At 37.4% G+C, this 26116-nt stretch carries 24 protein-coding genes; 21 read left to right on the top strand and 3 right to left on the bottom strand.

What is annotated here, in order from left to right:
- Positions 1 to 79 precede the first annotated feature (79 nt).
- The 3 genes from H7A25_23325 (at position 80) to H7A25_23315 (ending at position 2667) form a co-directional block, all read left to right on the top strand.
- Positions 80 to 1630: an IS21 family transposase gene (locus H7A25_23325; GenBank protein ID MCP5502851.1), complete on the top strand. Its 1551-nt coding sequence runs from the start codon at positions 80 to 82 to the stop codon at positions 1628 to 1630.
- Between the two features lies 1 nt (position 1631).
- Entirely contained in the window at positions 1632 to 2369 is a 738-nt protein-coding gene (locus H7A25_23320) for an ATP-binding protein (GenBank protein ID MCP5502850.1), read from the top strand.
- Between the two features lie 73 nt (positions 2370 to 2442).
- Entirely contained in the window at positions 2443 to 2667 is a 225-nt protein-coding gene (locus H7A25_23315; GenBank protein MCP5502849.1) for a hypothetical protein, read from the top strand.
- 286 nt (positions 2668 to 2953) lie between these two features.
- Here H7A25_23315 and H7A25_23310 read toward each other — a convergent pair whose 3' ends face one another.
- Positions 2954 to 3583 (bottom strand): Uma2 family endonuclease, encoded by a 630-nt coding sequence (locus H7A25_23310; protein ID MCP5502848.1) that lies wholly within the window; start codon positions 3581 to 3583, stop codon positions 2954 to 2956.
- A gap of 211 nt (positions 3584 to 3794) precedes the next feature.
- On the opposite strand from H7A25_23310, the gene H7A25_23305 reads away from it, so the two are divergent.
- Entirely contained in the window at positions 3795 to 4724 is a 930-nt protein-coding gene (locus H7A25_23305; protein ID MCP5502847.1) for a PD-(D/E)XK nuclease family transposase, read from the top strand.
- A 96-nt stretch (positions 4725 to 4820) separates the two neighbouring features.
- Here H7A25_23305 and H7A25_23300 read toward each other — a convergent pair whose 3' ends face one another.
- Both H7A25_23300 and H7A25_23295 read right to left on the bottom strand, forming a co-directional pair.
- The gene (locus H7A25_23300) at positions 4821 to 5204 is read right to left on the bottom strand and encodes a hemerythrin family protein (GenBank protein MCP5502846.1); all 384 of its coding nucleotides are present in this window, start codon (positions 5202 to 5204) and stop codon (positions 4821 to 4823) included.
- A gap of 135 nt (positions 5205 to 5339) precedes the next feature.
- Positions 5340 to 5660 (bottom strand): hypothetical protein, encoded by a 321-nt coding sequence (locus H7A25_23295; protein ID MCP5502845.1) that lies wholly within the window; start codon positions 5658 to 5660, stop codon positions 5340 to 5342.
- A gap of 125 nt (positions 5661 to 5785) precedes the next feature.
- Between H7A25_23295 and H7A25_23290 the strand changes: the two genes are divergently transcribed.
- The 17 genes from H7A25_23290 to H7A25_23210 all read left to right on the top strand — a co-directional run bounded on the left by H7A25_23290 (position 5786) and on the right by H7A25_23210 (position 26114).
- Positions 5786 to 6310, top strand: a complete 525-nt coding sequence (locus H7A25_23290; protein MCP5502844.1) for an NfeD family protein — start codon at positions 5786 to 5788, stop codon at positions 6308 to 6310.
- A gap of 62 nt (positions 6311 to 6372) precedes the next feature.
- Positions 6373 to 7257, top strand: coding sequence for a paraslipin (locus H7A25_23285; protein MCP5502843.1), 885 nt, complete (start codon positions 6373 to 6375; stop codon positions 7255 to 7257).
- A complete protein-coding gene (locus H7A25_23280; protein ID MCP5502842.1) occupies positions 7257 to 8180 on the top strand; it encodes a paraslipin in 924 nt (307 codons plus the stop codon). The genes H7A25_23285 and H7A25_23280 overlap by 1 nt, the downstream gene beginning before the upstream one ends.
- 6 nt (positions 8181 to 8186) lie before the next feature.
- Positions 8187 to 9002: a hypothetical protein gene (locus H7A25_23275; protein MCP5502841.1), complete on the top strand. Its 816-nt coding sequence runs from the start codon at positions 8187 to 8189 to the stop codon at positions 9000 to 9002.
- 67 nt (positions 9003 to 9069) lie between these two features.
- Positions 9070 to 11151, top strand: coding sequence for a SpoIIE family protein phosphatase (locus H7A25_23270; GenBank protein MCP5502840.1), 2082 nt, complete (start codon positions 9070 to 9072; stop codon positions 11149 to 11151).
- A gap of 151 nt (positions 11152 to 11302) precedes the next feature.
- On the top strand, positions 11303 to 11788 hold the full coding sequence (gene rimP / locus H7A25_23265) for a ribosome maturation factor RimP (protein MCP5502839.1): 486 nt from the start codon (positions 11303 to 11305) through the stop codon (positions 11786 to 11788).
- Positions 11789 to 11790: 2 nt separating this feature from the next.
- Positions 11791 to 13218 (top strand): transcription termination/antitermination protein NusA, encoded by a 1428-nt coding sequence (gene nusA / locus H7A25_23260; protein MCP5502838.1) that lies wholly within the window; start codon positions 11791 to 11793, stop codon positions 13216 to 13218.
- 19 nt (positions 13219 to 13237) lie between these two features.
- Complete coding sequence (infB, locus tag H7A25_23255; protein MCP5502837.1) at positions 13238 to 15793, top strand: translation initiation factor IF-2; 2556 nt, start codon at positions 13238 to 13240, stop codon at positions 15791 to 15793.
- An 18-nt stretch (positions 15794 to 15811) separates the two neighbouring features.
- Positions 15812 to 16180 (top strand): 30S ribosome-binding factor RbfA, encoded by a 369-nt coding sequence (rbfA, locus tag H7A25_23250; protein MCP5502836.1) that lies wholly within the window; start codon positions 15812 to 15814, stop codon positions 16178 to 16180.
- 38 nt (positions 16181 to 16218) lie between these two features.
- Positions 16219 to 17061 (top strand): tRNA pseudouridine(55) synthase TruB, encoded by an 843-nt coding sequence (gene truB, locus H7A25_23245; protein ID MCP5502835.1) that lies wholly within the window; start codon positions 16219 to 16221, stop codon positions 17059 to 17061.
- 58 nt (positions 17062 to 17119) lie between these two features.
- Positions 17120 to 17386, top strand: a complete 267-nt coding sequence (rpsO, locus tag H7A25_23240; protein ID MCP5502834.1) for a 30S ribosomal protein S15 — start codon at positions 17120 to 17122, stop codon at positions 17384 to 17386.
- 18 nt (positions 17387 to 17404) lie between these two features.
- Complete coding sequence (pnp, locus tag H7A25_23235; protein ID MCP5502833.1) at positions 17405 to 19501, top strand: polyribonucleotide nucleotidyltransferase; 2097 nt, start codon at positions 17405 to 17407, stop codon at positions 19499 to 19501.
- A 204-nt stretch (positions 19502 to 19705) separates the two neighbouring features.
- Complete coding sequence (locus H7A25_23230; protein ID MCP5502832.1) at positions 19706 to 20977, top strand: insulinase family protein; 1272 nt, start codon at positions 19706 to 19708, stop codon at positions 20975 to 20977.
- Positions 20978 to 20985: 8 nt separating this feature from the next.
- A complete protein-coding gene (gene dut, locus H7A25_23225) occupies positions 20986 to 21426 on the top strand; it encodes a dUTP diphosphatase (GenBank protein MCP5502831.1) in 441 nt (146 codons plus the stop codon).
- 54 nt (positions 21427 to 21480) lie between these two features.
- Positions 21481 to 24138 carry a DNA translocase FtsK gene (locus tag H7A25_23220; GenBank protein MCP5502830.1) on the top strand — a complete coding sequence of 886 codons (2658 nt, stop codon included), beginning with the start codon at positions 21481 to 21483 and terminating at the stop codon, positions 24136 to 24138.
- Between the two features lie 92 nt (positions 24139 to 24230).
- A complete protein-coding gene (locus H7A25_23215) occupies positions 24231 to 24962 on the top strand; it encodes an outer membrane lipoprotein carrier protein LolA (GenBank protein ID MCP5502829.1) in 732 nt (243 codons plus the stop codon).
- 21 nt (positions 24963 to 24983) lie between these two features.
- Complete coding sequence (locus H7A25_23210) at positions 24984 to 26114, top strand: DUF4115 domain-containing protein (protein MCP5502828.1); 1131 nt, start codon at positions 24984 to 24986, stop codon at positions 26112 to 26114.
- Positions 26115 to 26116 lie beyond the last annotated feature (2 nt).

Here is a 26116-nt window from a genome sequence, read left to right as displayed (position 1 = left end):
TAAGTAATTCGGGACAAAGGTTAAAAGTTTCCTCAATCATCGCAACGAAAAAGTCTTTCAACTAAGAGGGGAAAGACTGATGAATCAGAGGATAAAAATGAATAAAATTGTTGAAATAGTAAGACTCTACGAACTGGGTTTGAGTAAACGGAGTATTAGTCGAAACTTAAGTATTTCTCGTCCAGTAGTATCAGAGTATCTCCAAATATTCCGCAAGTCAAATATGACATATAAAGACCTCTCTCTTATGAAGGAAAGTGAGGTTCTGGATATATTAGATTCCAGAAATCTTTCCCGAAAAGAAAGGTATCAGCAGCTATCCATTAGGTTTCCTGACTATGCTGTTCAGTTGAAAAGAGTTGGAGTTACCCTGCAAATATTGTGGGAAGAATATACAAAAGAAGTTTCAGAACCCTATAGCTATACCCAGTTTTGTTATCACTATCAGACATGGAAAAACAGCAAAGAAGTCAGTATGCATATAGAGCATAAATATGGTGATAAACTGTTTGTGGACTTTACCGGAAAAAAGCTAAAAATAAAAGATCCCAAAACAAATGAAGAAAGAGAAGTTGAAGTATTTGTTTCTGTATTAGGTGCGAGTCAATTAACTTATGTAGAAGCGGTATATTCTCAGAAGAAAGAAGATTTTATTCGTGCCTGTGAGAATAGTTTACAATATCTTGGAGGGGTTGTGAATGCGATTGTTCCGGATTGCTTAAAAGCTGCGGTAACAAAAAGTGATAGGTATGAACCTGAAATCAATCCTGAGCTTTTGGATTTTGCCAGACATTATGATACGGTTATTTTCCCGGCAAGGCCCTATAAGCCCAAAGATAAAGCACTCGTAGAAAATGCGGTGAACATAGTATATACTAGAATATTTGCTCCTCTTAGAGATCAAACATTCCTGAGCCTCTCAGAATTGAATGAGGCAATACAGAAACTATTAGATAAACATAATAATCTAAAAATGCAGAGATTAAATCATTCAAGAAGAGAAGATTTTGAAAGAAACGAAAAACAGTTACTAAAGCCTCTACCTGCAGAAAAATACATGTTCAAGAAATTTGCAATGTCTACAGTAGCTGTAAATTATCATGTCTACCTTCCTGAAGATAAAAACTATTACAGCGTGCCTTATCGCCTAAAAGGTCGTAAAACCACGATAATCTATACTCAGGATATAGTTGAGGTATTCTACAATAATGAGAGAGTGGCTTTGCATAAACGTGATAGAGCACAGGGTAAATATAGCACAAATATAGACCATATGCCTCCCTCTCACAAGTCTTATGCGGAATGGAATTCTGAAATGATATTAAGCAGAGCATCTCTTCTGGGAGTAAGTGTAAGGGAGCTATCCTCAAATATTCTAAATACTTACAAATATCCCGAACAGGGATATAAAGTATGCATAGGGATTATTAACCTTGGAAAGAAATATGGGGGAAAGCGAGTTAATAGAGCCTGTGAAATCGCATTAGAATACAAGCAAATAGGCTACAGATTTATAAAAAATATTTTGCTAAATGGAATGGATGCATACGAGCAAGAAAACTTATCTTCCAATGACATCAAACATGAAAACCTGAGAGGAAAAGTATATTACAATAAGGAAGAATACTGATATGACTAATGAAGATACACTTGAAAAAATAAAAATAATGAAACTTTATGGAATGCAGAGAATCTTTAAATCTGCATTGGATATGGGCTTTAATAAACTGAGTCCGGATGAGTTTGTTGCTTCTCTCGTAGATGCCGAATGGGAGGAAAGATATAATCGGAAGCTGACAAGATTATTAGCTACAGCTAAATTTCGATACAAAGCTAATCTGGAAAGCATCAGCTATGATAGCGGTAGAAATCTGGATAAAAATATGGTTCTAAAATTAAGCTCCTTTGAATGGATCAAAAGGAAATATAACCTTATTATATCCGGCCCGACCGGAACTGGGAAAAGTTATTTAGCATGTGCTTTTGGAAATAATGCCTGCCTGGAAGGATACTCTGTGCTATATTACAATAGCAGTAAATTATTCAATTCTTTAAGAATGAAAAAAGTCGATGGAAGTTACAATAGAGAAATTGATAAGATAAAAAAAACGGATCTACTTATCCTTGATGATTTTGGACTGGAACCGTTTGATAAGAAAACAGCATTGTTTCTTATGGAAATAATTGAAGATAGACATGGACAAAAGTCAACAATTATTACTTCTCAATACCCTATTTCATCCTGGCATGATGTGGTAAATAACCAGACAATTGCTGATGCAGTTTGTGACAGAATATTACACTCTTCTTACACATTCACGTTGAAAGGAGATTCCATGAGAAAATTAATTACAAAAGGTTTGACTTAATCTATGTTAGGCTTTCATCTGTCATTAGGATGATTTTGAAAACATTTGAGTGGTAAAGTTTCAACCGGAATGACTGGCAGATTTCACCGAAATATACACCGGGACACCTACAGTAAATCAGGCTGCAACGAATTTTACAATCAGTGCAATAAATGGTTCAAAATCAGGAACAGCTGTAATTTCAATAAGAATTAAGGATAAGTTATGTGGAGATGGAGTAGTGGATCAGGGAGAAGCGTGTGATGACTCTAATTTAGCAAATGGAGATGGTTGTAGTTCTCTTTGTGCAATAGAGTAATATGACATCATAAATTACTATTGGTAAGTCAAAAAAATATAGCGCTACGTCAGGTTTATCTCTTTTTTATTTATTGTAAAGATAAGCCTGTGAATTTGCATAGTAATTGTATTTGAGAAATGTAATTATGGTTTTTTTATCTGCTCTTTCTTTCATTTTATCTCTTCTAAGAATGAGGGTGTTCGTTCATTTTTTCAGGGAAGCAGGCGAACCACCGGTGGTTCGCTTACATCAGGCATAGTAAGGCTATCATTGGAGCTAATTAGGGTTATTTTCTTAGAAAGTTTCAAAATACCTTTGCTACATCCAACTGAAAGCCATCTATAGCTTTACTTGTAATGGTATCACCGGCCCGGGCAGTCTGTTGTTTCCACATGATACCGGCTTTGTTATGATAGACTTCTATCCACTCTTCTTCGGGGTGAACAATCCAGTATTCTTTTACCAGGAAGCGACCATACAAACCCCTCGTAGAGATGCATTGCAATGTATCTCTACGAGGGGTTGATAGGATTTCAATGATAAAGTCCGGTGCTCCCATAATTTTTCTCTCAATGATATTACTGCGACGGATAGAAACAAAAAGAATATCAGGTTGCACCACGTTCTTCTCATCCAGACGAACATCAAGAGGAGCAGTGACTACTTCACCAATAGGATTTTCCATAAGAAAATTTTTAATAAGGTAAGAAAGGTTCATGGAAACCTGTTGATGTCTAAAACTTGGTGAATACATAAAAATTATCCTTCCTTCAATAAGCTGATACGGTGCCATTTCCGGCAATAGCTCAAAATGATGCTCATTGTATTCCTTATCCGATGAAATGCAGGTAATGACAAAATCTCCTTTTTCATCTTGAAAGAGAACCTGTTCGTCAATAATCTTAAAGTGCATGGCTCCGAGGTCTTCTGGCAAGGCCGGTTTTTAGTAGTTCGTGGTATATCGTTTCGTCCATCATAAGCAGATGTTAAGATTGCAGTTTGTGAAAGTAAGAGTCAAGGATATTTTCCTGAAAGAACTAAATTTTTATACAGGTAGGTGAGTCTCCGTAGATTCGCTTTCGCCTATATTTTATTCTTGACAATCCGGATTTCCTGTATAGAGACTTGAATTTGAGGCAGTTCCTATGAAAAACAAAGACCTATTGATTCGATTTGATTGGGTAATCAAAACCATGCTAAGAGATAAGGCAAACTTCGATATAATCGAGGGTTTTCTTTCCGCCTTATTAAAAGAAGAAGTGACAGTCCTTGAAGTATTAGAAAGTGAGAGTAACCAGCAGAATGCCTCACAAAAATATAACAGGGTGGATGTACTTATCAGGGATAGTAAAGATAGAAAGGTCATCATAGAAGTGCAGAGCGACTCGGAATCTGACTTTTTGGAACGATTGCTTTTTGGAGTCTCGAAAACCATAGTCGACCATTTTCGCCTGGGAGATGCCTATTCGAATATTAGTAAAATCATATCCGTGAGTGTGCAATACTTTAATATAGGCAGGGGTACAGATTACATCTATTATGGCAGTACCGAAATTCGCGGGATGCATACAAATGAACTATTGGATGTACGGGAAAAAGTTGAGACCATGGTAGACGGTGAGCTAAGGATAAAATTTCAGAAAAAGAATATATTTCCAGAATACTATATAATTTCGGTAAACCGCTATCCTGATATAGTGAAAGAAGATATAGACGAATGGATCTATATGATGAAAAACAATATAGTCAAAACCGAGTTTCATTCACGAAATATAGATAAAGCCAGAGAGAAATTAAAGATACTCAATATGAGTGAACAGGAAAGACTGGATTATGAAAAATACCTGATGAATTCAGCTATAGAAAAAGATGTTATTTCTACTGCAAGGATAGAAGGCAGAGCGGAAGGCAAAGCAGAAGGCAAAGCGGAAGGCAAAGCGGAAGGCAAAGCAGAAGAAAAACTGGAAACCACTATCAATTGTATAAAGGCCGGCTTATCTAATGAGACCATCCAAAAAGTTACAGGCCTACCTTTAGATGAGATCCAAAAGGTAAGGGAAGGACTGGGCAATTAAGAATGTAGAATTAAAAAAGAGGGAAATATACTGCATTCTGTTTTGCCCGTATAATTGTTGCCATGCGTTTATACGGGCTGGGTTGGGAAGTGAAAGCTATACATACTCAAGAAATTTAGCGTCTTCCATCCTAACGTGATCGTTTTCCCATCCGCGTAAAAACGCTAAAATTTCTCTTTCGAGATTTTTGGTTCCTGCCATGAATTGCGCATTATAAGCATTGAGTTTTTTTATAAATTCCTGATGTAAAGCTTTATGTTCTGTATATTCTGGAAAACTAATACTTCTCATGAATGCTTCTTCTTCAGCAAAATGTGTATAGGCATAATCAGTAAGTTCTGAAAGAATTTCATCTAAATCATCATCATTGATGTTCATTTCGCAGCTTACCTGAAATTTGTTGATTAAGTTTATTATATCTTCGTGTTGTTTATCTAAAGTCTCATTTCCTGTTGTAAATTCTTTTGTAAGGCTTCTCATTCGTTTTACTCCTAAATGCAATCATTAATTTTATATCTCTATTATCCCTGAGGCAAGGAGAATATGAGATGTAAAATTTGTCAAGCTAAATTTAAAATATCCAATTTGTGACAGGATGTTCAGAAGATATAAAATTCAGGGTTTTTCCAGACGTTTCTTTATACTGTAAGCGGATAATTCGTTTAGAAGTTCAGTAAAAGCGAGAATGGCTCCGGCAGTACCCAGTTCTTTTTCCAGTCCCATATAAAGGCCGGAAAGCTTTTGAATATGGGATTCTTTTAGTTTGAAAGTTTCTAAAAGGCCCGGAGGGAGCATTTGCAGGGGGGATTTTGGGGGAATATTTAGAATTGTCCAGTGGATTAGAAAGAGGAGGGAGTCTTTTCTTTTTCGGTGTTTGTTCAGGATTTGCAGGATGAGTTTTAAAGCTCCGATTTGAAAAAAGAGTTTCGATATCATGTCTGGAAGAAAGTATAAGGATAGAAACTTTGTAAAGAGTAAAACTGTTTAAGGGAAATAAACTGCTTGAAACAAATAGTCCCTTGAGGTAAGAAGTGTTCATACCAGAAGGAAGGTTTTTTGGAATGAATATCATTACAAACTGGATAGATCCGATGTATCTGTGGATTATTCTCGGAGTGGTTCTTATAGTTTTAGAATTTGGAATCCCGGGTACTTTTGTATCATTCGTGGGTGTTTCTGCAATTATAACCGGTCTTTTGTATGGTTTATTTCATTTTTCTTTTTTAAATCAAATTATTATACTTTCTACACTTTCATTTCTCCTTATTTTTATTGGAGGAACCATGCTTCGCAAATTTTTCCCTCCTAATAGAACCTTTAAACCTTTAAGCGTAAACGAAGAATTTGGGAAAATAGTTCCCGTTATAAATAAGGTTCGGATTAAAAAGAAAGGTGGAAAGGTAAAATACCAGGGAACGGTCTGGGAAGCGGTCAGTTTTGAAGAGGAAATAGAAGAAGGCCAGTATGCTAAGCTTATCTCCAGAAATAACTTGACTTTCCTGGTAGAAAAGGCCAAAGAGGAAGATGTGAAAAATTTTTTGGAAAGCCAAAAAAAAGAGACAGATGACTTTACTGAATTTACATAAAGAAGAGGGCAAATAGATTGTTTTGGATAACTATATTATTTATAATAGTGATAGTCGTTGTTATGAAAACTTTCATCGTGGTACCTCAGCAATTTGCGTATGTTGTTGAGAGCTTTGGTAAATATAAAGCTACATTAGATGCAGGTTTTCATTTTTTGGTTCCTTTTATGGAGAGAGTAGCCTATAAGAATAACCTGAAGGAAGTGGCCTATGATGTTCCACCCCAGGAATGTATCACCAGTGATAACGTTTCTGTAGAAGTTGATGGAATTTTGTACCTGAAAATTATGGATCCTTATAAGGCCTCTTACGGAATTGATAATTACTTGATGGCATCTGCCCAGTTGGCAAAGACGACTCTTCGTTCAGAGATTGGAAAACTGAGTCTGGAAGAAACCTTTTCTGAAAGAGAGATGATTAATTCCAATGTAGTTTCTCAGGTAGATGAGGCTACTGACCCCTGGGGGATTAAGGTGACTCGTTACGAGATTAAAAACATTACTCCTCCCCGTTCCGTTCTCCACGAGATGGAACAGCAGATGAAGGCAGAAAGGGAAAAGAGAGCCGAAATTACTCTTTCTGAGGGAGAAAGGCAATCCCGGATTAATCGTTCCGAAGGGGAGAAAATGGAAGCCATTAATATTTCCCAGGGAGAAAAATTTAAACGGATTAATGAAGCCGAAGGAAGGGCGGCATCTATTGAAATTATGGCAGAGGCTTCAGCACAGGGAATCAAGCTAATTTCCGAGGCGATTTCACAGAAGGGTGGACTTGAAGCGGTTGACCTCCGGATTATCCAGGAATATATTGATAGTGTGGGAGAAATACTCGCTACCAATAAAACTACAGTTCTACCTACCAATGTAGCTTCTATCCTTTCCTTTTTTGAAGGGGTTTCCAAGGTTACCGGGAAACTTCCGCAGTTGACGCCTAAAGGGGGTAAATAATGGATTTTTTTGTATATGGTTTTTGGGCAGCGTTTATTCTCTTTGTAGCTTTTAAATTTATTACTTCCATTCGTATTGTTCCCACAAGGGAAGTATTGATTGTGGAACGATTCGGAAAATATAATGCGACACTCGAAGCAGGTTTTCACCTTTTGATTCCTTTTATTGATAGGGTTTCCTATAAACATACTCTGAAAGAACAGGCTATTGAAGTTCAACCGCAGATCTGTATTACCAGGGATAACGTTCAGGTAAAAGTGGATGGCATTCTTTATCTGGTTGTTCTGGATCCACAAAAAGCATCCTACGGGATTGATGACTATGTTTATGCCGCAGTACAGCTGGCTCAAACAACGATGCGCGCTATTATTGGAACTATGGATCTGGATAAAACCTTTGAAGCAAGAGCCAACATGAATCAAAAAATCGTGGATATACTGGATCAGGCTTCTGAGTCCTGGGGAGTTCGTGTAAATCGTTACGAAATCCAGAACTTGACTCCTCCAAAAACGGTGATTGAGTCCATGGAAAAGCAAAAGAACTCGGAATTGAAGAAAAGAGCAGAAATTTCTCTTTCTGAAGGAGATAGGAATTCCCGTATTAACCGTTCCCAGGGTTTGATGCAGGAAGCAATAAATAAGTCCGAAGGGGAAAAACAGAAATGGATTAATGAGTCTGAAGGAAAAGCGAAAGAAATTTTAGCTATTGCGGAAGCAACGGCCAAAAGTATCCGTAAGATTGCAGAATCCATCTCTATGAAAGGTGGAAAAGATGCAGTTCGGCTTCAGGTATCAGAAAGGTATATCAGTCAGCTAAAAAAACTGGCAAAAGAAAATAGTGATGTGATAGTTCCACTTGATATTACCAGCATGGAATCGGTTACCGCATCTATCGAAAACTTTTTAAACAAAACAGACAGGTAAAACAAAATGCCTTTAAGCAGTGAGCAGTTGATAGAAATACAAAAATATCAGAGGTTAATCAATCTTCTGGAGACAATTCAGCAAAAATCCAAAAGAGATAACCAGAAGGAGAGAGCCAGGTTGTATATAGAAAAATACAAAAAGAGAATCCTGGAAATTTCTCCGGATGGAATTCCTCAAAATATTCATTATTCTACCTATGCCACTGCTGAAAAAGAGAAGCATAAAAAAGCCGGAGAAGAGAATTCCAATGGTGAAGGAAAGGCAGAAATCGAGAAACGGAATCCTCTTGAGAATCTTGTAGTCATGAAACTTACACCTCATTGCAACGATTCTGAGATAAATTTGATTGCTACTCTTTTAAACCGAATGGAAATGGAATATTTGCCCGTCCTGGGAGATTCCCATATTTCTTTAGACTTTACTCATGCTACCGAAAGAGATAATCTCATTAAATCTATTGAGAATATACGCAGGAATATGAAAGTTCTCACGGAAACCATTGAAGAATATGCACTCTGTGATAAGCAGGATTTTAAAGAACAATTGGGACGAATGAAAAATAAACAGTCCAGATTGTTTATGTCGGAAGCTGTAGAAGTATTTCAGGAGTTTAAAACCTTCATTCATAAAATTTTAGACGATAATGAATCTACCGGTGGAACGGTTATTCAAAATATTGATGAAGAAGTACATTTTAATCCTCGTTTCGATAGGGCAACGATTCTTGAAGGAAGAACGGTGGGATATTGTCTCGAAGAATTTTATGAGTTTACAAAAAGTGCCATTCAGAATATAAACCTTCCGAACTTTAGAAGGTAATGTGGTGCTTTTTTTCTCCAGTATAAGGGTACATTTAAAAAAAATATATTTTATTGTATTTTTCTGTTTGTTGTTTTCTGCATTTTTTTCCTCTGAGGCAGAAACTTTACCTATTGATCTGACTCTTGATTGTAGTATTCCGGAATGTAGCCCGAGAGTCTGGTGGATCAATGATTCTGTGGATGAAACCTTTTTTCCGAATTTTCAACCTGAGCGAAATTGGATTCGCCTCGATAGTTTTCCTATAAATATCAATAAAATATATCCATCTCATAATAAAGTGGGAACCTATACTCTTTTAACCCATTTTACAATTGAATTAAACACTATTGAAAAAAATAAGCAGACAGCTATCCGTTTTGGTGAAATTGGGGAGGCCTTTGAGGTTTATTTAAATGGAAAATTTATTCATAAAGAAGGAGAGTTTCTAAAAGATAAAATTACTTTTCATAGAACCCTTCGGGATCAGGTTTTTGAATTAGATCCGACCAATTTACTGGATGGAAAAAATCAGTTATTAATTCGTTTATATGGTGATTCGAAATACGATCACACGGGTTTTTATGTAACTCGTGGTTATCAAATAGGTTATTATAAAAATCTAATCTATGAAAGTCGAGATCTCCTATCTCTCATCCTTATCGGAATTTATATCATTGTAGGCTTATATCATCTTTTCTTATATTCTAAAAGAAAATTGGATAAATATAACCTTTATTTTGGCTTATACGCAATTGGTATTGGAATTTACTTATATACCCGTAGTGCGAATATTTTAGAATTTCAGATTGATACCAATTTAGTCCAGAGAATTGAACTCATGGTCTTATATCCTATGGTGGTTACTGCACTTTATTTTTTGCAGTATTTATTTTTTAGGAAAGATGATAGAACCCTTCGGTATTATGCAAATTATAATTATTTGTTATCGTTCATCACCCTTTTTCCTCCTATGTACATTGCAGAATATATTTTGCGAGTCTGGCAGTTTAGTACTTTTCTAATAGGCTTTCCTCTTCTGGTTCGTATCTATTATAAAGCGTTACATAAGAAATTAGAATACTCTATGGTTTTGTTTATGGGCTTTGCAATAGCCATGCTTTGCGGGATTTATGATATAATTGATTCTGCGTTTTTAAATACCGGACTATCTTTCACCAAATATGGTTTCTTTACTTTGATAATGGGAATTGCTACTGTTCTTGCTCGTAAATTTATATTTTTGCACAACAAAATGGAAGAGCTGAATGAAACACTGGAAATGAAGGTTGTTGCCAGGACAAAAGAAGTCATTGAAAAAATGGAAGAAATCAATGCTTTAAATATTCAGCAGAATGGGGATTATTTTTTGACTTCTTTAATTGAAAAACCTTTATCGACGAATTTTAATAAATCAAGGTTTATTCGTACTGAAGTATACATCGAACAAAAAAAGAAATTTGAATTCCGGAGAAGAAATGGAGAACTGGGAGGAGACATTGTTATTACCGGTAATTTAAGGTTTTATAATAAAGAAAATCGTTATATATTTTTTATAAACGGTGATGCCATGGGAAAATCTATGCAGGGTGCCGGAGGAGCGATTGTTGCCGGAACTGCCATTAATAATATTCTCAGTCGCTCTGCCAAAGGGGACAGGGTTTTACAAATTTCTCCTGATGAATGGATGTATAAGTTTTACAAAGAACTGGATGATATTTTTCGTACTTTTAATGGCTCTATGTTAATATCAGTTGTCTGCGGTCTTGTGAGAGAGTCAAGTGGTGAAATGTATTTATTTAATGCAGAGCATCCTTCTACTGTTTTACTGAGAGATGGCCTTGCTGTTTTTTTGGAAAAACAATTTGATATGCGAAAACTGGGAACTACAATAGATGACTTGCCTTTTCAGTTAGAGAGTTTCTGTCTCAATCCGGGAGATATCCTGATCTGCGGTTCAGATGGTAGGGATGATTTGAATATTTCTACAGAAAAAAGCCTTTATAAAAAAATCAACGAAGATGAGACCTTATTTTTACGATCTGTAGAAAAAAGCAAGGGGAGTTTAGAGGAATTGGTTCGATTTCTTAAAGAAACCGGTGATCTTACGGATGATCTCTCCCTAATCAAGGTTCATTACCTTGAAGAAGAACCCGATCTGGATATATAAACCGGGAGTTTTCTTTCTCATCAAGCGGTTTTTCGGCTTTTCAATAATAGATTAGATTTTTTGCTTTACACATCTATAGCTCTTTTTAGTCTAGTACAAATCTGGTTTTGGCGTCCTGACTCAGGGTTTGCGCTTTAGTGGGTTGTGTCTATTGACTATAAACGAACAAGAAATTATAGATTACGTTAACAGTATTATTTCCCACCCCATTGCTATTTATGATGTAAAAGTACATGCTAGGAATAAGCGCTATCTGATAGAGCTTTATCTGGACAATTTTGAGAATAAGTATGGATCTGTTTCTATCGGTGAATGTGAAACGGTATCTCGAGAGTTTTCTTCGCTTCTGGAAACAGAAAAGGGAGAGCTTGATTTTGTACTCAGGGTTTCTTCAGCAGGCGCAGAACGAGAACTGAAGATTCCTTCTGATTTGCAAAGGTTTCAGGGACTTTTAGTGAAATTGAAGCATAGAAATGAAGAAGGAAAAGAAATGGAAAAGGTTTACAAAATTCTTTCCGTGAACGAAAAAGAAGTTCACTTAGAGGTTTTTCAGAAAGGAAAGAAAAAAAAGGCGGAAGAGCCTATAATTGTAAATTTGAGTGACTTAATAAAAGGGAATTTATACGTTAGTATTTAGATATGGCAACTAAACAAGCACAGGGTGACATTAGCATTTTTGAAGCCGTACAACAGTTTTGTGCGGATAAAGACCTGAAGAGAGATGCAGTATTAGACATCATAAAAGAATCTCTGGTCACTGCTTATAAGAAAAGGATGAATATCAGTGATCCTGAGGTCAATATTTCGGCCGAGTTTAACGAGAAAAATGAAGTTGTGCTTGTTATACCCAGAAAGGTTTCTTTTTCAAAAGAAAAAGATCCACTTTTTATTCATATTGATGAAGCCAGAAAAATAAACCCGGACGTTGAAGTGGATGAAACCATCCTGGTAAAAGAAAAACCGGTAGAGCTTTCTCGGATTGTCTCCAATCAGGCAAGGCAAATGGTTTTCCAACGTCTTAAGGAAATGGAAAGAGAGCTTCTATATAATGAATATAAGGAAAAAGAAGGGGAGTTGACTCATGGCTTTTTCCAGAGATGGAAGAATAAGGATACCATGAGTATCGATCTCGGCAAAGTCGAAGCTATTATGCCCAGAAAAGAGCAATGTCCGGGTGAAAGATATAAGCAGGGAGATAGACTGAAAGCGATTATCGCGAAGGTTGAGCTTAAGCGAGAACGGTATCGCGAACCGGGACCTATCATTACACTTTCGAGGGCTTCGGCTGATTTTGTAAAAAAACTATTTGAAATGGAAATCCCCGAGATCTACGATAAACTTATAGAAATTGTAGATATCGCCAGAATGCCTTCTGTACGGACTAAGATTGTAGTAGCTGCCAATAGGGGAGATATAGATCCGATTGGCGCCTGTGTGGGTATGAAAGGAGTAAGGATTCAATCTATTGTTAGGGAATTAGGAAACGAGAGGATTGACATCATACAATATTCAGGAAATCCGGTTGATTTCATTACTAATGCGATTTCTCCGGCGAAGCCTGTTGAAGTAAAAGTTGATATTGAGAAAAGGGAAGCTCTGGTAGTAGTTCTGGATGAATCAGTAAAGCAGGCTACCGGTGGGGCTCGAAATTCGAATGTAAAATTAGCTTCTCAAATTACCGGTTATAAAATAACAGTAATTAGTCATTCACAGTATGAAGAGGAAATGTCCACTCCGGCTGCCAGAGAAAGACTGGAAAGGCTTTTTCGTCCTGTGGAAGAACAGGTTCATCAGATGGAGCAATATGATGAGGCCGAATCTGAAGATGAATATGAAGAAGAATTTGAAAATGAAAATGATGAAGAAATCGGAACTCCATTGAATGAGATCCCGGGTTTAAGTAAGAGAGTGATTGACCTTCTTGAAAGTGGTGGGGTTGGTGATGTGGAAACACTTATTGAAATGCACCCTTCAGATTTGGCCAAGATTCAGGGTATTGGGCCGACTACAGCCGAGCATATTATGAAAGTTCTAACTGAATCGGTAGAACTTGTGGACGAGGCCTGAGAGAGAAACTGTTTAGATTATGGAAGAAAAAAAGAGTAAAGAAAATACAAAAACTATAGGGCAACTAATTTCAGGTGAAAATTCTTCATCTAAAAAGAAGATTGTTATTAAGAAAAAACCTCGTGGGTCTAAACCTGAACAAGCATCCCAGGGAAAAAAGATGTTTCAATCTGCATCCAAGCAGTCTGGACAGGAAGGTTCTGCTCAGTCAAAAGATGATAGAAAGAAACCCTTGCCCGAATTGCCTATAAAAAAGGAAGCTGATAAACCTTCCCCAATTATACGTCATGCCAGAATAGCCAAAGAAACTCCGAAAGAGGAACACGCTCCAACCAGGCAACCCAGGCATTCTGCTTCCGAAGAAAAGAAAACTTCTGATTCTGACTTTCAGAATAAAGCTCAGAAAGTTGTCCGTCCTAATACTCTTTTTCCAAGAAATGATAGAAATCCGATCGTAGCCAGAGCTCATAAATCTCCGAGTAGCTCTCCGCCGGAAGGCAGAGGTGGTGGAAGGGGAGGAAGGCCGGATTTTCGTTCCAATAGAGGAGAAGGTCAAAGACCGAATCAGGGTGGAAGCGGTGGTGGAAATGCTGGTGGCGGTGGACGCAGTAGAGGAGGAAATGAACAGAATCGTGAAAGCGGAACGGGTTTTTCTCCAATAGTCGGTGTTCAACCTCAACAGGCGGGAAGTCAGGGTAGAAGTAAAAGGAGCGGTGGCTCTTCAGACAAAGGTCGTGAAAAGAATAATATTCGCGGTCAGGAAAATGCAAAATTCTTCAAGCAATCATATAAGAAAAATACAGGTGGTCTTTCCCTATCCAGTGTTCCAAAAGAAATTTCCATAATGGAAAATGTTCAGGTAGGAGAGCTTGCCAAGAAAATGAACCTTAAACCGGGAGAAATTATTGGTAAGCTAATGAAGATGGGAATGATGGTCACAATTAATAATATTATTGATAGTGACACTGCCAGCATTCTGGCCGATGAATACTCCTGTAAAGTAAATATTGTTTCCCTATATGATGAAACTGTAATACAAGAAAAAGCAGATAGCCCGGATGATTATACGAATCGTCCTCCGGTTGTTACCATCATGGGTCACGTAGACCACGGAAAAACTCGTTTACTGGATACAATTCGCAAAAGTGATATTATCGATCAGGAGTCAGGGGGAATTACCCAGCATATTGGAGCTTATCAGGTTCATACTCCCAATGGAATTATTACATTTTTAGATACACCCGGACACGAAGCTTTCACTTCAATGAGGGCTCGTGGAGCGAAGATTACAGATATAGTCATTCTAGTAGTAGCCGCAGATGATGGTGTGAAAGAGCAAACGAAAGAAGCTATTGATCATGCAAGAGCTGCAAATGTACCGATTATAGTAGCTATAAATAAGATAGATCTTCCTGCTGCTAATCCGGATAAAGTAATGCAGGAATTAGCAAATTTTGGACTTCAATCTGAAGATTGGGGTGGTGATACGATTTTCTGTAAAATATCAGCACGGGAAAATATTGGCATAGAAAAGCTTCTGGAGATGATTTTATTACAGGCCGAAATGCTGGAGCTAAAAGCAAATCATGGCCGTAAAGCCAAGGGAACTATCATTGAAGCTAAATTGGATCCGGGTAGAGGTCCTGTAGCAACTGTATTGATTCAAAACGGAACTCTTCGAGTTGGAGATGCGTTTCTTTCGGGCGTTTATTCCGGTAGGGTCAGAGCTATGTATGACGATCATGGAAAAGAAGTTCGGGAAGCCGGGCCCTCTTTTCCTGTAGTAGTTACCGGTATTGATGGAGTTCCGGGAGCGGGAGATCCATTTGATTCTGTTGAAGATGAGAAGGAAGCCCGCCAGATCTCGAATCACCGTAAAGAATACGAGAGAATCGGTCAGGCACAAAATGTTACTCGTGTTACCCTCGATAATATGAATGAGATTATCCAGAGGGGTGAACTTAAAGAGCTTAAAATTATCATTAAAGCAGACGTTAGAGGTTCTGCTGAAGCAATTACAGAAGCAGTTCAAAAACTTTCTAATGATCAGGTGAAACTGGGTGTTATTCATGCAGGAACCGGGGCCATTATTGATAGCGATGTGATGCTGGCTTCTGCTTCTAATGCGATTATTGTAGGATTTCATGTAAGAGCCAACCCCAGAACTTTAAACCTGGCCGAGAAAGAAGGTGTTGAGATCAAATATTACAGTATTATCTATGACATTGTAAATGATATCAAGCAGGCTATGGAAGGACTCCTGGAACCTGATAAAGTCGAAGAAATTGTCGGTAAAATGGAAATTCGCGAAGTCTTCAAAATATCTAAAGTGGGTAATATTGCAGGTTGTATGGTCACCGATGGCAAAGTGCATCGTTCTAATTTTGTGCGTGTGATAAGAGAAAATATAGTTCTTTTTGATGGAAAAATTCGCTCTCTTAAACGTGTGAAAGATGACGTAAATGAAGTAGCTACCGGTTTTGAATGCGGTATCATGCTTGATGGATATAATGAGATAGTAGTTGGCGATGAATTAGAAATTTATGAAATTAAAACTGTCAGCAAGAAGCTCTGAGGAGAATCGTAAACACATTTGGATCCCATAAGAAAAAGTAGAATTGAATCTGCTATCATTCGGACTCTTGCTTCTCATTTTGTCTCAGGAAAAGTGAAAGATCCGAGAATTCAACTGGTTAGTATTCATAGAGCTAGCATAAGCCCTGATTTAAGCCTTGTAAAGGTATGGGTAACTTCTTATTGTGATGAAAAGGGAAAAAAGCGTCTTTTGGATGCCCTGAAACATGCAAGTGGTTATCTGCAAAGCGTCATTTCTAATGAGTTAAAATTACGTGAAACCCCAAAACTATTGTTTATTTGGGATGAAGAATATATTAAAAGTCTTGAAGTTAATGAATTAATTGATCGATCCAAACCGGCTTTGTTGCAGGAGGAAGAATCATAGAGGAGTCGGGTTTTTTTCTTGTAAATAAACCCGAAGGGATGACTTCAGCAGATCTGGTTCGGATTGTGAAGCGAGCTTCTGATAGGAAGAAGCTAGGACATACCGGAACCCTTGATAAGTTTGCAGAAGGATTATTAATTCTTCCCTTTGGAGCTTATACAACCTTTTCTTCATTTTTTTTAACAGAAAAAAAGCAGTATCTTGCAAAGTTAAGTTTTGGTAAATTTACAGATTCTGGTGATCGGGATGGCGAGGTTCTGAATTCAATGGAAGAAGAATCTCTTCGTGAAAAACTTCAAGATTTAGAAATTCGGATTCAAAAAGATATTGAACATCTGGTCGAAAGAAAAGAGCAGGTTCCCCCGAAAGTATCTGCATTAAAGGTAAAAGGGAAACGACAGGCGGAACTTTTTCGTAAAGGGATTCAATTTACGGTAAAGTCCAGACCGATTCAAGTATATAACTCAGAGTTTTTAGGCTTTGAAGATTTGAGCTGTTCTTTTCGCCTGGAAGTGAGTGCTGGTACATACATTCGAAAGATTGCCATGGATCTTTCTGAAGAATGGGGAATCCCGGCTCATCTGGCGGGTTTGAAACGGGAAAGAATCGGAGATATTGATAGTAGGGATGCTAATTCTTTAGAAGATGCCGAAAAAGGTTCTTTGAGAGTTTTTTCAATAAAAGAGCTTTTGAAAATACCTGTTCTTCAAATCGGAAAAAATCAGGAAAAGTTTGTAAGAAACGGGGTGTTTTTAAACCTTGAAAATTTACCGGGTGGAGAATTTATTTTAGAATCTGATTCCGGTAAGATTTGTGCACTTTGTAGCACGAAAGAAAAAAAACTGAATTATGCATACAGGTATTTGCGTGTTTTTGCTTGAAATCTCAGGGGTTTTTAAGCTTAAGGAATAATAATAGAATGAAAGGTAGTCAATACGAATGATAACAACAGAACAAAAAAAAGCGATAATCGAAGCTAATAAGCAAAATGATCAGGATACTGGTTCTCCTGAAGTTCAAATATCTCTTCTAACAGCCAGAATTGATGATCTGAATAACCATTTTTCTACTCATAGAAAGGACTTTCATTCCAGAAGAGGTTTGATTGGTCTGGTAAATCAGAGAAAGAAACTTTTGGATTATCTCAAGAAGAAGGACATTACCAGATATAGAGAGCTGATTCAAAAATTAGGACTTAGAAAATAATTCTAACCAGGATACGAAATGGCATATACATATAAAGCCACTATCGGTGGTGAAGAGCTTAAGATAGAAACAGGCAACTGGGCCAAGCAAGCGGATGGTGCTGTTGTTTACCGAATAGGAAACCTGGTCCTGCTTGCCACGGTTTGTGCAGCTGAAGAACCCAGAGAAGGCCAGGACTTCTTTCCTCTCACCTGCGAATACGTAGAAAAAATGTATTCGGTTGGAAAGTTTCCGGGCGGTTATATAAAAAGAGAATCCAAACCAAGTGAGCAAGAAATTCTACTTTCAAGGATTATCGACCGACCGATTCGTCCTCTTTTTCCGGAAGGATATTTTTCTGAGGTACAGTTAATTGTCACCGTCCTTTCCGCAGACAAACAGGTCTCTGTTCAGGGACATGCTCTGAATGCTGCAAGTTGTGCACTTGCAGTATCCAATATTCCTTTTTCTTCTCCTATTGGTGGAGCAAGAGTTGGAAGAATTGATGGAGTAATCAAAATAAATCCAACAAACGAGGAAATGCTGAAATCTGACCTGGATATGGTGGTGGCAGGAACAGCAGAATCCATTGTGATGATTGAAGGCGAAGCTAAGGAATTAAGTAATGCTGAACTTCTCGAAGCCTTAAAAGAAGCCCATGAATACATCAAACAAATTGTTGGAATGCAAAGGGAAATAATTACTCAGGTAGCTGCAGAAGAAAATAAGCGAACTGTTAATCTAAAGATTATTAATCCGGAATTAAAAGAGAAAATTCGTGTCTTTGCTTTTGACAGAATTTCAAAGGCAAATCGAAATTCTGATAAACTCACAAGAAATAAAGATATTAAAGATATTAACCAGGAAACTCTGGATTACTTTAAATCTCAAAATGTAAGTGAAGAGGAATTAAAAGATGTTAAAAATTATCTTCATGAAATTGAAGCAGAAGTTGTAAGGGATTTAATATTTACTGAAGGTCTCCGTGCAGATGGTCGTAAATTGGATGAAATCCGTCAGATTACCTGCGAATTGGATGTGCTTCCCAGTGCTCATGGTTCAGCTGTTTTTACCAGGGGACAGACCCAATCTCTGGGTGTAGTAACTCTGGGAACCGTAGGGGATATGCAGAAATATGAAAACCTGGAAGGGCAAAAAGAAAAGCAGTTCATGCTGCACTATAATTTTCCGCCCTATTCGGTTGGAGAAGTAAGACGTTCTTCCGGTCCGGGAAGAAGGGAAATCGGTCACGGTCATCTGGCTGAAAGATCCTTGAAAAATATTCTTCCGGATTTTAATGAATTTCCTTATGTAATTCGCATCGTTTCTGAGATTTTAGAATCTAATGGTTCCAGCTCTATGGCAACTGTCTGTAGTGGAACTCTGGCTCTTATGTCCGGTGGTGTTCCTATTAAAGCACCGGTAGCCGGTATCGCGATGGGACTTATTACGGGTGCGAATAACCAATACGCTATTCTTTCTGATATCGCCGGTATTGAAGACCATTTTGGTGATATGGACTTTAAGGTGGCGGGTACACGTAAGGGAATCACTGCATTCCAGATGGACTTAAAGGTAAAAGGTATCAGCTTTGAGATTATGCTTGATGCTTTTAGTAAAGCTGAAAAAGGCAGGATGCACATTCTTTCTGAAATGGAACGTTATATTTCAAAAGTAGCTGATTCTATTTCGGAACTGGCTCCCCGGATTTCTTTTAAAACCATTCCCAAGGACAGAATCGGTGAGTTGATAGGTCCCGGTGGTAAGAACATTCGAGCAATCATTGAGAAAAGTAAATCTGAGATTAATATCGATGATGATGGGAGAATTACCATTGCCAGTCCAAATCAAGATTCTGCAAACCTTGCTTCTCAATTAATTGATGGAATCTTTGCAGAGGTTGAGCCCGGCAAGATTTATGAAGGGGTGGTGAAACGAATTGCTGATTTTGGAGCTTTTGTTGAGATACTTCCCGGTAAAGAAGGACTCTGTCATATTTCTAAACTGGACACCAAGCGCGTAGCCAAGGTTCGGGATGTGGTTAAGGAAGGAGATGTAATTCGCGTTAAGGTATTAAACCTTGATAGAAGCGGAAAAATTGATTTATCCAGAAAGGATGCATTGAATACAGAATAAACACCTGTTTGGATACCCTTCAAAACTCGGAATTGTAAGCGAACCATCGATGGTTCGCTTGCTATTCGAAAAAATGAGGATTTATCTGTTTAGATTACTTAAGGTTTTACTTGAAACTTTTAGTGCCCTAAATATGCTTAAATTTAATTTCTGAAAAAGCAGAAAAATTTAAAGGATATAAAACAGGCCCGTTTTCTCTCCAATATGAAAGATACAGTTTTAAAACATACACTTCCCAATGGTTTAACCATTCTTTTCCAAAAAGCTCCCTATACAGCCAGTGCTTCTATTGGTGTCTGGATAAAATTGGGTTCCAGTCTTGAAGAACATAATGAACTTGGCTATACCCATTTTCTTGAGCATATGCTGTTTAAGGGTACAAAAAAAAGAACAGCTAAAGAACAGGCCGAAGAAATTGAGCGAGTAGGTGGATACATTAATGCAGTTACGTCGCGAGAATATACTTACTTCTATGTAACTTTAATTAAAGATAGACTTGAACTCGGTCTGGATATCCTTTCTGACATGGTCTTTCAACCTCTTTTACGTGAGGCTGATATTCAAAATGAATCAGCGGTGATTATAGAGGAAATGAGAGGTTATGAAGATTCACCTGATGATTTTGTTTATGATTTTTATTTTCGTAATATTTTCTCCGGAGATTCTCTGGGAAGGGATATACTCGGAACAAGAGAATCTATTTCTTCTGTAACTGAAAAAAGCTTAAAAGCATTTTATAAAAAACATTATACTACGGATAGAATGATTCTTTCAATTTCTTCTTCTCATAGTGAGAAAGAAATTATAAATCTGGCAGAGAAATATTTTACCGAAATGAGACAGGTGCGTAGTAAAAAGAAAAATCTTCCCGTAGGAGTCGATAAGTCTTTTTCTACAAATTTTACTCGTCGAAAACTCGAACAGGTAAACTTCTTACTCGGAGCAGACGGATTTGCCAGAAATCTTTCCAGTATCATTCATCTGATTCTCTTTGCTACTATTATGGGAGGGGGCATGTCTTCCCGCCTATTCCAAAAAATTCGAGAAGAGAAAGGCTTGTGTTATAGTATCAATTGCTTTCCTTCCAGTTATTCAAGGACCGGTATTGTCAGTGTTTCCTGCGGAACTTCTAAAGAAAAGTTTGAATACTGTTTAGAATCAATTATGAATGAGTTGCGTCTTGTTAAGGCAGAAGGCTTTTCAAAAAGTGAACTGGAAGATGCGAAGAGCAACCAGATTGGAGCTATGTCCATCGGTTTTGAAGCCCCGGACCAGAGAATGACGAATATCGCACTACAGGAAATTTACTATAACCGATATTTTAGCTTAAAAGAACGGACAGATGCTATAAAGAAAGTGAAAATTGATGATTTACAGGAAACTATTGAAAAAATATTTTCTATAGAAAGATTACATTTTTCAGGAATTGGAGATTTGAGCAAATCCACAATTAATCGTATTGATACGAGTATTTGATGAAAGTAATTCCGATTAAGATAAAAAAGCTCCATCAGCAAGCTTCGTTACCTGAAAGGAAAACCCGAGAAGCGGCAGCGTATGATGTATCTGCCTGCTGTCCGGAACGGGAAATTGCCCTACCGTATGGCAAGGTTGTTTTAGTTCCCACAGGCATAGCTTTGGAAATTCCGATAAATTATGAAGCCCAGATTCGTCCGCGATCGGGTTTTTCTACAAGAAATGCAATTTTACTTCCGAATTCTCCCGGTACTATAGATTCTGATTATAGGGGTGAAGTGTTCATCCCTTTACTGAATCTCGGTTCCGAGGAATTTTTTGTAAGTCACGGAATGCGCATCGCTCAGTTACTGGTTCGAGAATGCTTCGGGATTTCCTGGGAAGAGGTTGATGTTTTAGCTGATACGGAGCGTGGGAAGCTGGGATTTGGTTCTACAGGAACTCACTAATACAATACGAAAAATGCTTGTACGATTTAGAGGTTCTTTCGATAATAGATACTAATGGCTGCAAAGAAAAAGACAAGTAAGGCGAATAGTCCAAGATATCTGAAGCGTAGACCCAGTTATTTTGAATTGGATGCGGAAGAAAAGCCTTACATCCCTTATATCCTTTTAATTCTTGGTGTATTTACTTTTTTCTCCCTTATATCCTTTCATGATGGGCCGGAGATAAAAAACCTATTCGGGAAATTAGGTCATTATTATGCTTACGGACTTTTTTATATTCTCGGAAGAGGAGCCTATCAAATAGGACTTCTTATTATAATTTATGGCACACTTTTCTTTCAAAAGCGAAGCTTTGATCTGGTTCAGATTTTAATATCCTCTGTTTTAGTTATTCTCAGTACTTCCATTTATTTTAATATTTTTGAGGATAATCTTATTGATATTCGTGATGGTGGAGGACGTTTCGGAAGCTTTATTTCTGAGTTTTCGAGGAATAATATAGGAGCACCCGGACGTTTTATTTTTAATACCTGTTTCTTCCTATACGGCTATCTTGTTATCTTGAAGCATGTGCCCGGAAATATGGTGCATGAGTTTATGACTAAGGCACCTGAAAAGATCTGGGGATTTCGAATGAAGATTCAGAATAAAATATCTTCCTTCAGTACGAGAAAGGAAGGAGGAACCCTGGATCCCTTTACGGAAGAAATGGAAACTCGGTACAATCATGTTTCTCCTGATGATAGGGAAGAAAATCCTTCCTTTTTAGATAGGATAAAAAGGGCAACAGTTCATAGCTCACACAACGTTCCCTGGGTGGAAGTTCGAAAGGTTCAACCTAAGGAGCAAAGTGCAGGAAGGCCGGTTTATGAATCAGGTTACTCAGAAGTGTATACCGAAACTAATCCGGAATACAGGGTAAGTACAGTATATGAAACCTTTGAATTAAAAAGTAAAAATGATGATTCTGCTTATGAATTGGAGGAAGAAGATTATATAACTTCTGATTCTGAAAAACAGGTATATTTTCAGGAAACTCGTGGAGAGCTGGTTCAGAAATTAAATACTGCCTATAAACCTGAAACCGGTGTAGATTCAGAAGACGGAAATAAGACCTCTACTATTGCCAGTACTTTTGTTTTTCCTGCGAAGGAAGCAGAGAACGGGAATACGGGAGAAACCGAAGAAGGATTGAAATTAGAAGCCGATTCGGAAAAGTCTAAACCGGAAGTAAAAAAAGAAAAAGAATTTATCAATGATTCTCCTTCTTTAGTTCCTGATTTTAATTTAAAAAAGGATTATTTTATCTCTCAGAAAATCTTTAAATCCAATCCGGAAAAGAAAAAGAAGGGAATCGATAAACAGGAAGATGAGTTAAATACGGCTCGTAAAATTGAACAAATTATTCGGGAATATGGCTACGAGACCCGTGTAGTTGATTTTCAAAAAGGTCCGATTATTACACGTTATGAAATAACAATTCCGCAGGGAGTGAAATTATCGCGTATAACATCCCTGGCAGATGAGTTGAAACTTTACCTCGCTGTTAAGAGTATTCGGATTGTAGCTCCGATTCCGGGTAAATCGACAATAGGAATTGAGGTTCCGAATAAGAAAAGAGACGATGTTTTTTTGGGAGACATTATCAAGGAAACACAGCTTCTACAGGATTCTAGTGATCTGAAAATTATTCTGGGTAAGGGAATTTCCGGTAATAATGTTTCGATTGAATTGAATCGTTTGCCACACCTTTTAATCGCCGGAACTACCGGTTCGGGAAAATCGGTTGCGATGAACTCCATGATTTCATCTCTTATTTTTTCCAAGTCTCCGGAGGAATTGCGTTTTATCATGATAGATCCTAAAATGGTGGAGCTGGCTCTGTACGAAGATATTCCCCATCTTTTGATGCCGGTGATAACTGATCCTCGTAAAGCCAGTAAAGCTTTGGCCTGGGCGGTTCAGGAAATGGAAGCAAGGTATAATTGTGTTTCTGATCTAAAATGTCGCGATTTAAAGAGCTATAACTATAAAGTTGAAAATCGGATGTACACTCGTTCAGGTATTCGTCATCGAAAAATGCCATATATTGTAATTTGTATCGACGAGCTTTCGGATCTTATGATGGTATCCGGTAAGGAGTTGGAAGATTACATTACCAGGATCAGTCAGAAATCCAGAGCGGTGGGAATTCACCTGGTTATGGCTACTCAGAGACCTTCGGTGGATGTGATAACCGGTCTCATTAAGGCGAACTGTCCTGCAAGGATTGCTTTTCATGTAGCTCAGAAGACAGACTCAAAAATTATCCTCGATTATAATGGAGCGGATGCTCTATTGGGAAAAGGTGATTTCTTATATAAGTCTCCTACTTCTTCAGAATTGCAGAGAATCCAGGCTCCCTATATCACTGAAGAGGAAATTGAAAAAATTGTGAATGAATCTCAGAAGTTTGGAGCACCTGAATACGTTTCGATAAACCTTGAGGATGATCCCATTGCAGAGGTTTTTTCTGATGAAGACCAGTCTTTATTTGAGGAAGCCTGGGAAATCGTTCGAACAGAAAATAAAGCCAGTGCCAGTTACCTGCAAAGGAGAATGAGAATAGGCTATAACAAGGCGGCTCGTTTAATGGAGATGATGGAAGAAAAAGGGTATGTTGGGCCTCAGATCGGATCCAAACCGAGGGAAATTCTTCGTTCGTCCCTATAAATACCAATAAAAAATAGAAACTGATAAAGAAAAAACTTAACACTTTTTCTAGGCTGTAAAATGTAGTAAAAACGAAAGGCTAGGTTTTCTACATGTTTATTAACCTGAAAAAGCAAATGATAAGAATATCTTTTATGGTTTTCATCCTGCTTTCGGGGAGCTTAGGAGCGCAGGAGCACAATTGGAACTCTCCGGCAGAGGTTGTGAAAGAAATAAAAGAGAAATTTAAAGGTATTTCCTCTTATACAGCCAAATTTTCTATCGAAACTGCAACCAATATTCGGAAGAAATCTGTTAAAAGTGTAAATGGTACCTGTTATTATAAGTCCTCCGGAAAAGTTCGTTATGAATTTCAAAAACCTGCGGGTGATTTAATTGTATCTGATGGAAAAACCTTATGGATATATATTAAAAGTAAAAATGCCGTAGGGAAACAGGATTTAACGATTCAAAAGAAGAATAAAGCCGGTAAATTAATTTTTAGTGCAAATTCTAAAGAGGGGCTTTATCGCTTATTTCGAAAATATCACTATAAATTTGATTCTACAAAACAGCCCAGGAAGGGAGAGGATGGAAATCTTTACTTTGTTTTAGATTTAGAGCAAAGAGAAAAGATCGGAGGTTTTGAAAACATACTCCTTTTTGTAGATGCAAAAACATATTTAATTAAGAAGGCTATAGCCAGTGATTCAAGGGGTAAAACAACTACTTTGGAATTTTCTAATATAGCTTTAAATCAAGAATTAGAAGACGGACTTTTTAAATACCATATCAGCGGTAATTCAAAGATTGTGAATAACCCCCTGGTGAGTGATAATCAATAATTTGGAGTGATGGAGTAGGTAGTGAGTACAAAAAGAGTTGGACAGATACTTAGGGAAGCAAGGGAAGAAAGGCGTTTAACGGTAAGGGATGTTTCTAAAGATACAAATATTGCTATAAAGTTTATACTCGCTCTGGAGAATGAGGACTATTCTCAGTTTCCCGCTGAAACCTTTGCTATGGGGTTTTTAAAAACGTATTCTGATTATCTAAAATTAGATACTGCTTTTATAATGAATATGTATCGTGGGGAAAAAATGGAAGAAGCTCATGCCCCACTGGAAGAATTAACAAAACCTACCAAGCCTATAGTCAATTCAGTAAAAGGAGATCGAATAAAGGTAATAACAATTATGTTTATTATCTTTTTTATCCTTTTTGTAATTATCATATTTGGTGTGTTTTTAGATGATAGTAATAATGGAAGTATAGAATCCAAGACAGAACCTGTAGAAAAAAAAGAAAAACCGGTTGAAAGTGAAGCCCTAATACCAAAGAGCATAAGTTTTTCTGAACTTGCAGTTCCGGAAGGAAAATATGCTCCCTTTATTGTTACCCAGGAGAAAGGGGTCCGCTTTAGTGTGGGAAATAAGGAATGTCGTATCTTTATTAAAGAAGTAAAAGAATCAGCTGATGGAGATGTGGCTGTAATGGGTTTTAACATATTTCCTGATAAATATATTCACACATTTGAAGTAAGAGAAAATGCAACCAGTATTTTAAGTTATGAAGAACCCAAGCTGGCTTCATTACCCAAAAAAGTGTTTGTGAAAGCACAGGTTGTTACATTTCGTTCTGCAAAATTGTTGTTCTCTTTGGGACAGGAGGAGAATGCAAATACGGATTCCAATATTTCTTCCGGTGATGTACCTATTCAACTTACTTTAAAATTTGTAAAAACCAGTTTTGCTGAATTTGTTATTGATGGACAAAAAACTGAACAGGGAAGAATAAAAAAGGGAACTGTTAAGAAGTTAGAAGCAAAAGATCGAATTGAAATAAAAGTAATCGATGGAAGTGCGGTCGAATTAGAACAGAATGGACAGAATAAAGGTGCCCTGGGGAGGCCGGGACAGACTGTTAAAAAGGTTTATTATAAAGTTCCGGATTTATATGATAGTACAAAATACCAGATTAAAGAGTCCGGTGGTTGAAT

This window comes from Leptospiraceae bacterium (genome assembly GCA_024233835.1).
Classification (GTDB): Bacteria; Spirochaetota; Leptospiria; order Leptospirales; family Leptospiraceae; genus JACKPC01.
The sequence above is the reverse complement of the archived record's forward strand: the minus strand, read 5'-3'. Positions and strand labels throughout refer to the sequence as shown.

Coding starts and splice junctions, on each gene's coding strand:
- H7A25_23220 (MCP5502830.1), top strand. CDS start 21,481: ATGGCTGCAAAGAAAAAGACAAGTAAGGCGAATAGTCCAAGATATCTG.
- nusA (MCP5502838.1), top strand. CDS start 11,791: ATGGCAACTAAACAAGCACAGGGTGACATTAGCATTTTTGAAGCCGTA.
- rpsO (MCP5502834.1), top strand. CDS start 17,120: ATGATAACAACAGAACAAAAAAAAGCGATAATCGAAGCTAATAAGCAA.
- H7A25_23320 (MCP5502850.1), top strand. CDS start 1,632: ATGACTAATGAAGATACACTTGAAAAAATAAAAATAATGAAACTTTAT.
- H7A25_23300 (MCP5502846.1), bottom strand. CDS start 5,204: ATGAGAAGCCTTACAAAAGAATTTACAACAGGAAATGAGACTTTAGAT.
- H7A25_23285 (MCP5502843.1), top strand. CDS start 6,373: ATGAAAACTTTCATCGTGGTACCTCAGCAATTTGCGTATGTTGTTGAG.
- truB (MCP5502835.1), top strand. CDS start 16,219: ATGACTTCAGCAGATCTGGTTCGGATTGTGAAGCGAGCTTCTGATAGG.
- pnp (MCP5502833.1), top strand. CDS start 17,405: ATGGCATATACATATAAAGCCACTATCGGTGGTGAAGAGCTTAAGATA.
- H7A25_23295 (MCP5502845.1), bottom strand. CDS start 5,660: ATGATATCGAAACTCTTTTTTCAAATCGGAGCTTTAAAACTCATCCTG.
- H7A25_23215 (MCP5502829.1), top strand. CDS start 24,231: ATGTTTATTAACCTGAAAAAGCAAATGATAAGAATATCTTTTATGGTT.
- H7A25_23325 (MCP5502851.1), top strand. CDS start 80: ATGAATCAGAGGATAAAAATGAATAAAATTGTTGAAATAGTAAGACTC.
- H7A25_23280 (MCP5502842.1), top strand. CDS start 7,257: ATGGATTTTTTTGTATATGGTTTTTGGGCAGCGTTTATTCTCTTTGTA.
- H7A25_23230 (MCP5502832.1), top strand. CDS start 19,706: ATGAAAGATACAGTTTTAAAACATACACTTCCCAATGGTTTAACCATT.
- H7A25_23290 (MCP5502844.1), top strand. CDS start 5,786: ATGAATATCATTACAAACTGGATAGATCCGATGTATCTGTGGATTATT.
- H7A25_23275 (MCP5502841.1), top strand. CDS start 8,187: ATGCCTTTAAGCAGTGAGCAGTTGATAGAAATACAAAAATATCAGAGG.
- H7A25_23305 (MCP5502847.1), top strand. CDS start 3,795: ATGAAAAACAAAGACCTATTGATTCGATTTGATTGGGTAATCAAAACC.
- infB (MCP5502837.1), top strand. CDS start 13,238: ATGGAAGAAAAAAAGAGTAAAGAAAATACAAAAACTATAGGGCAACTA.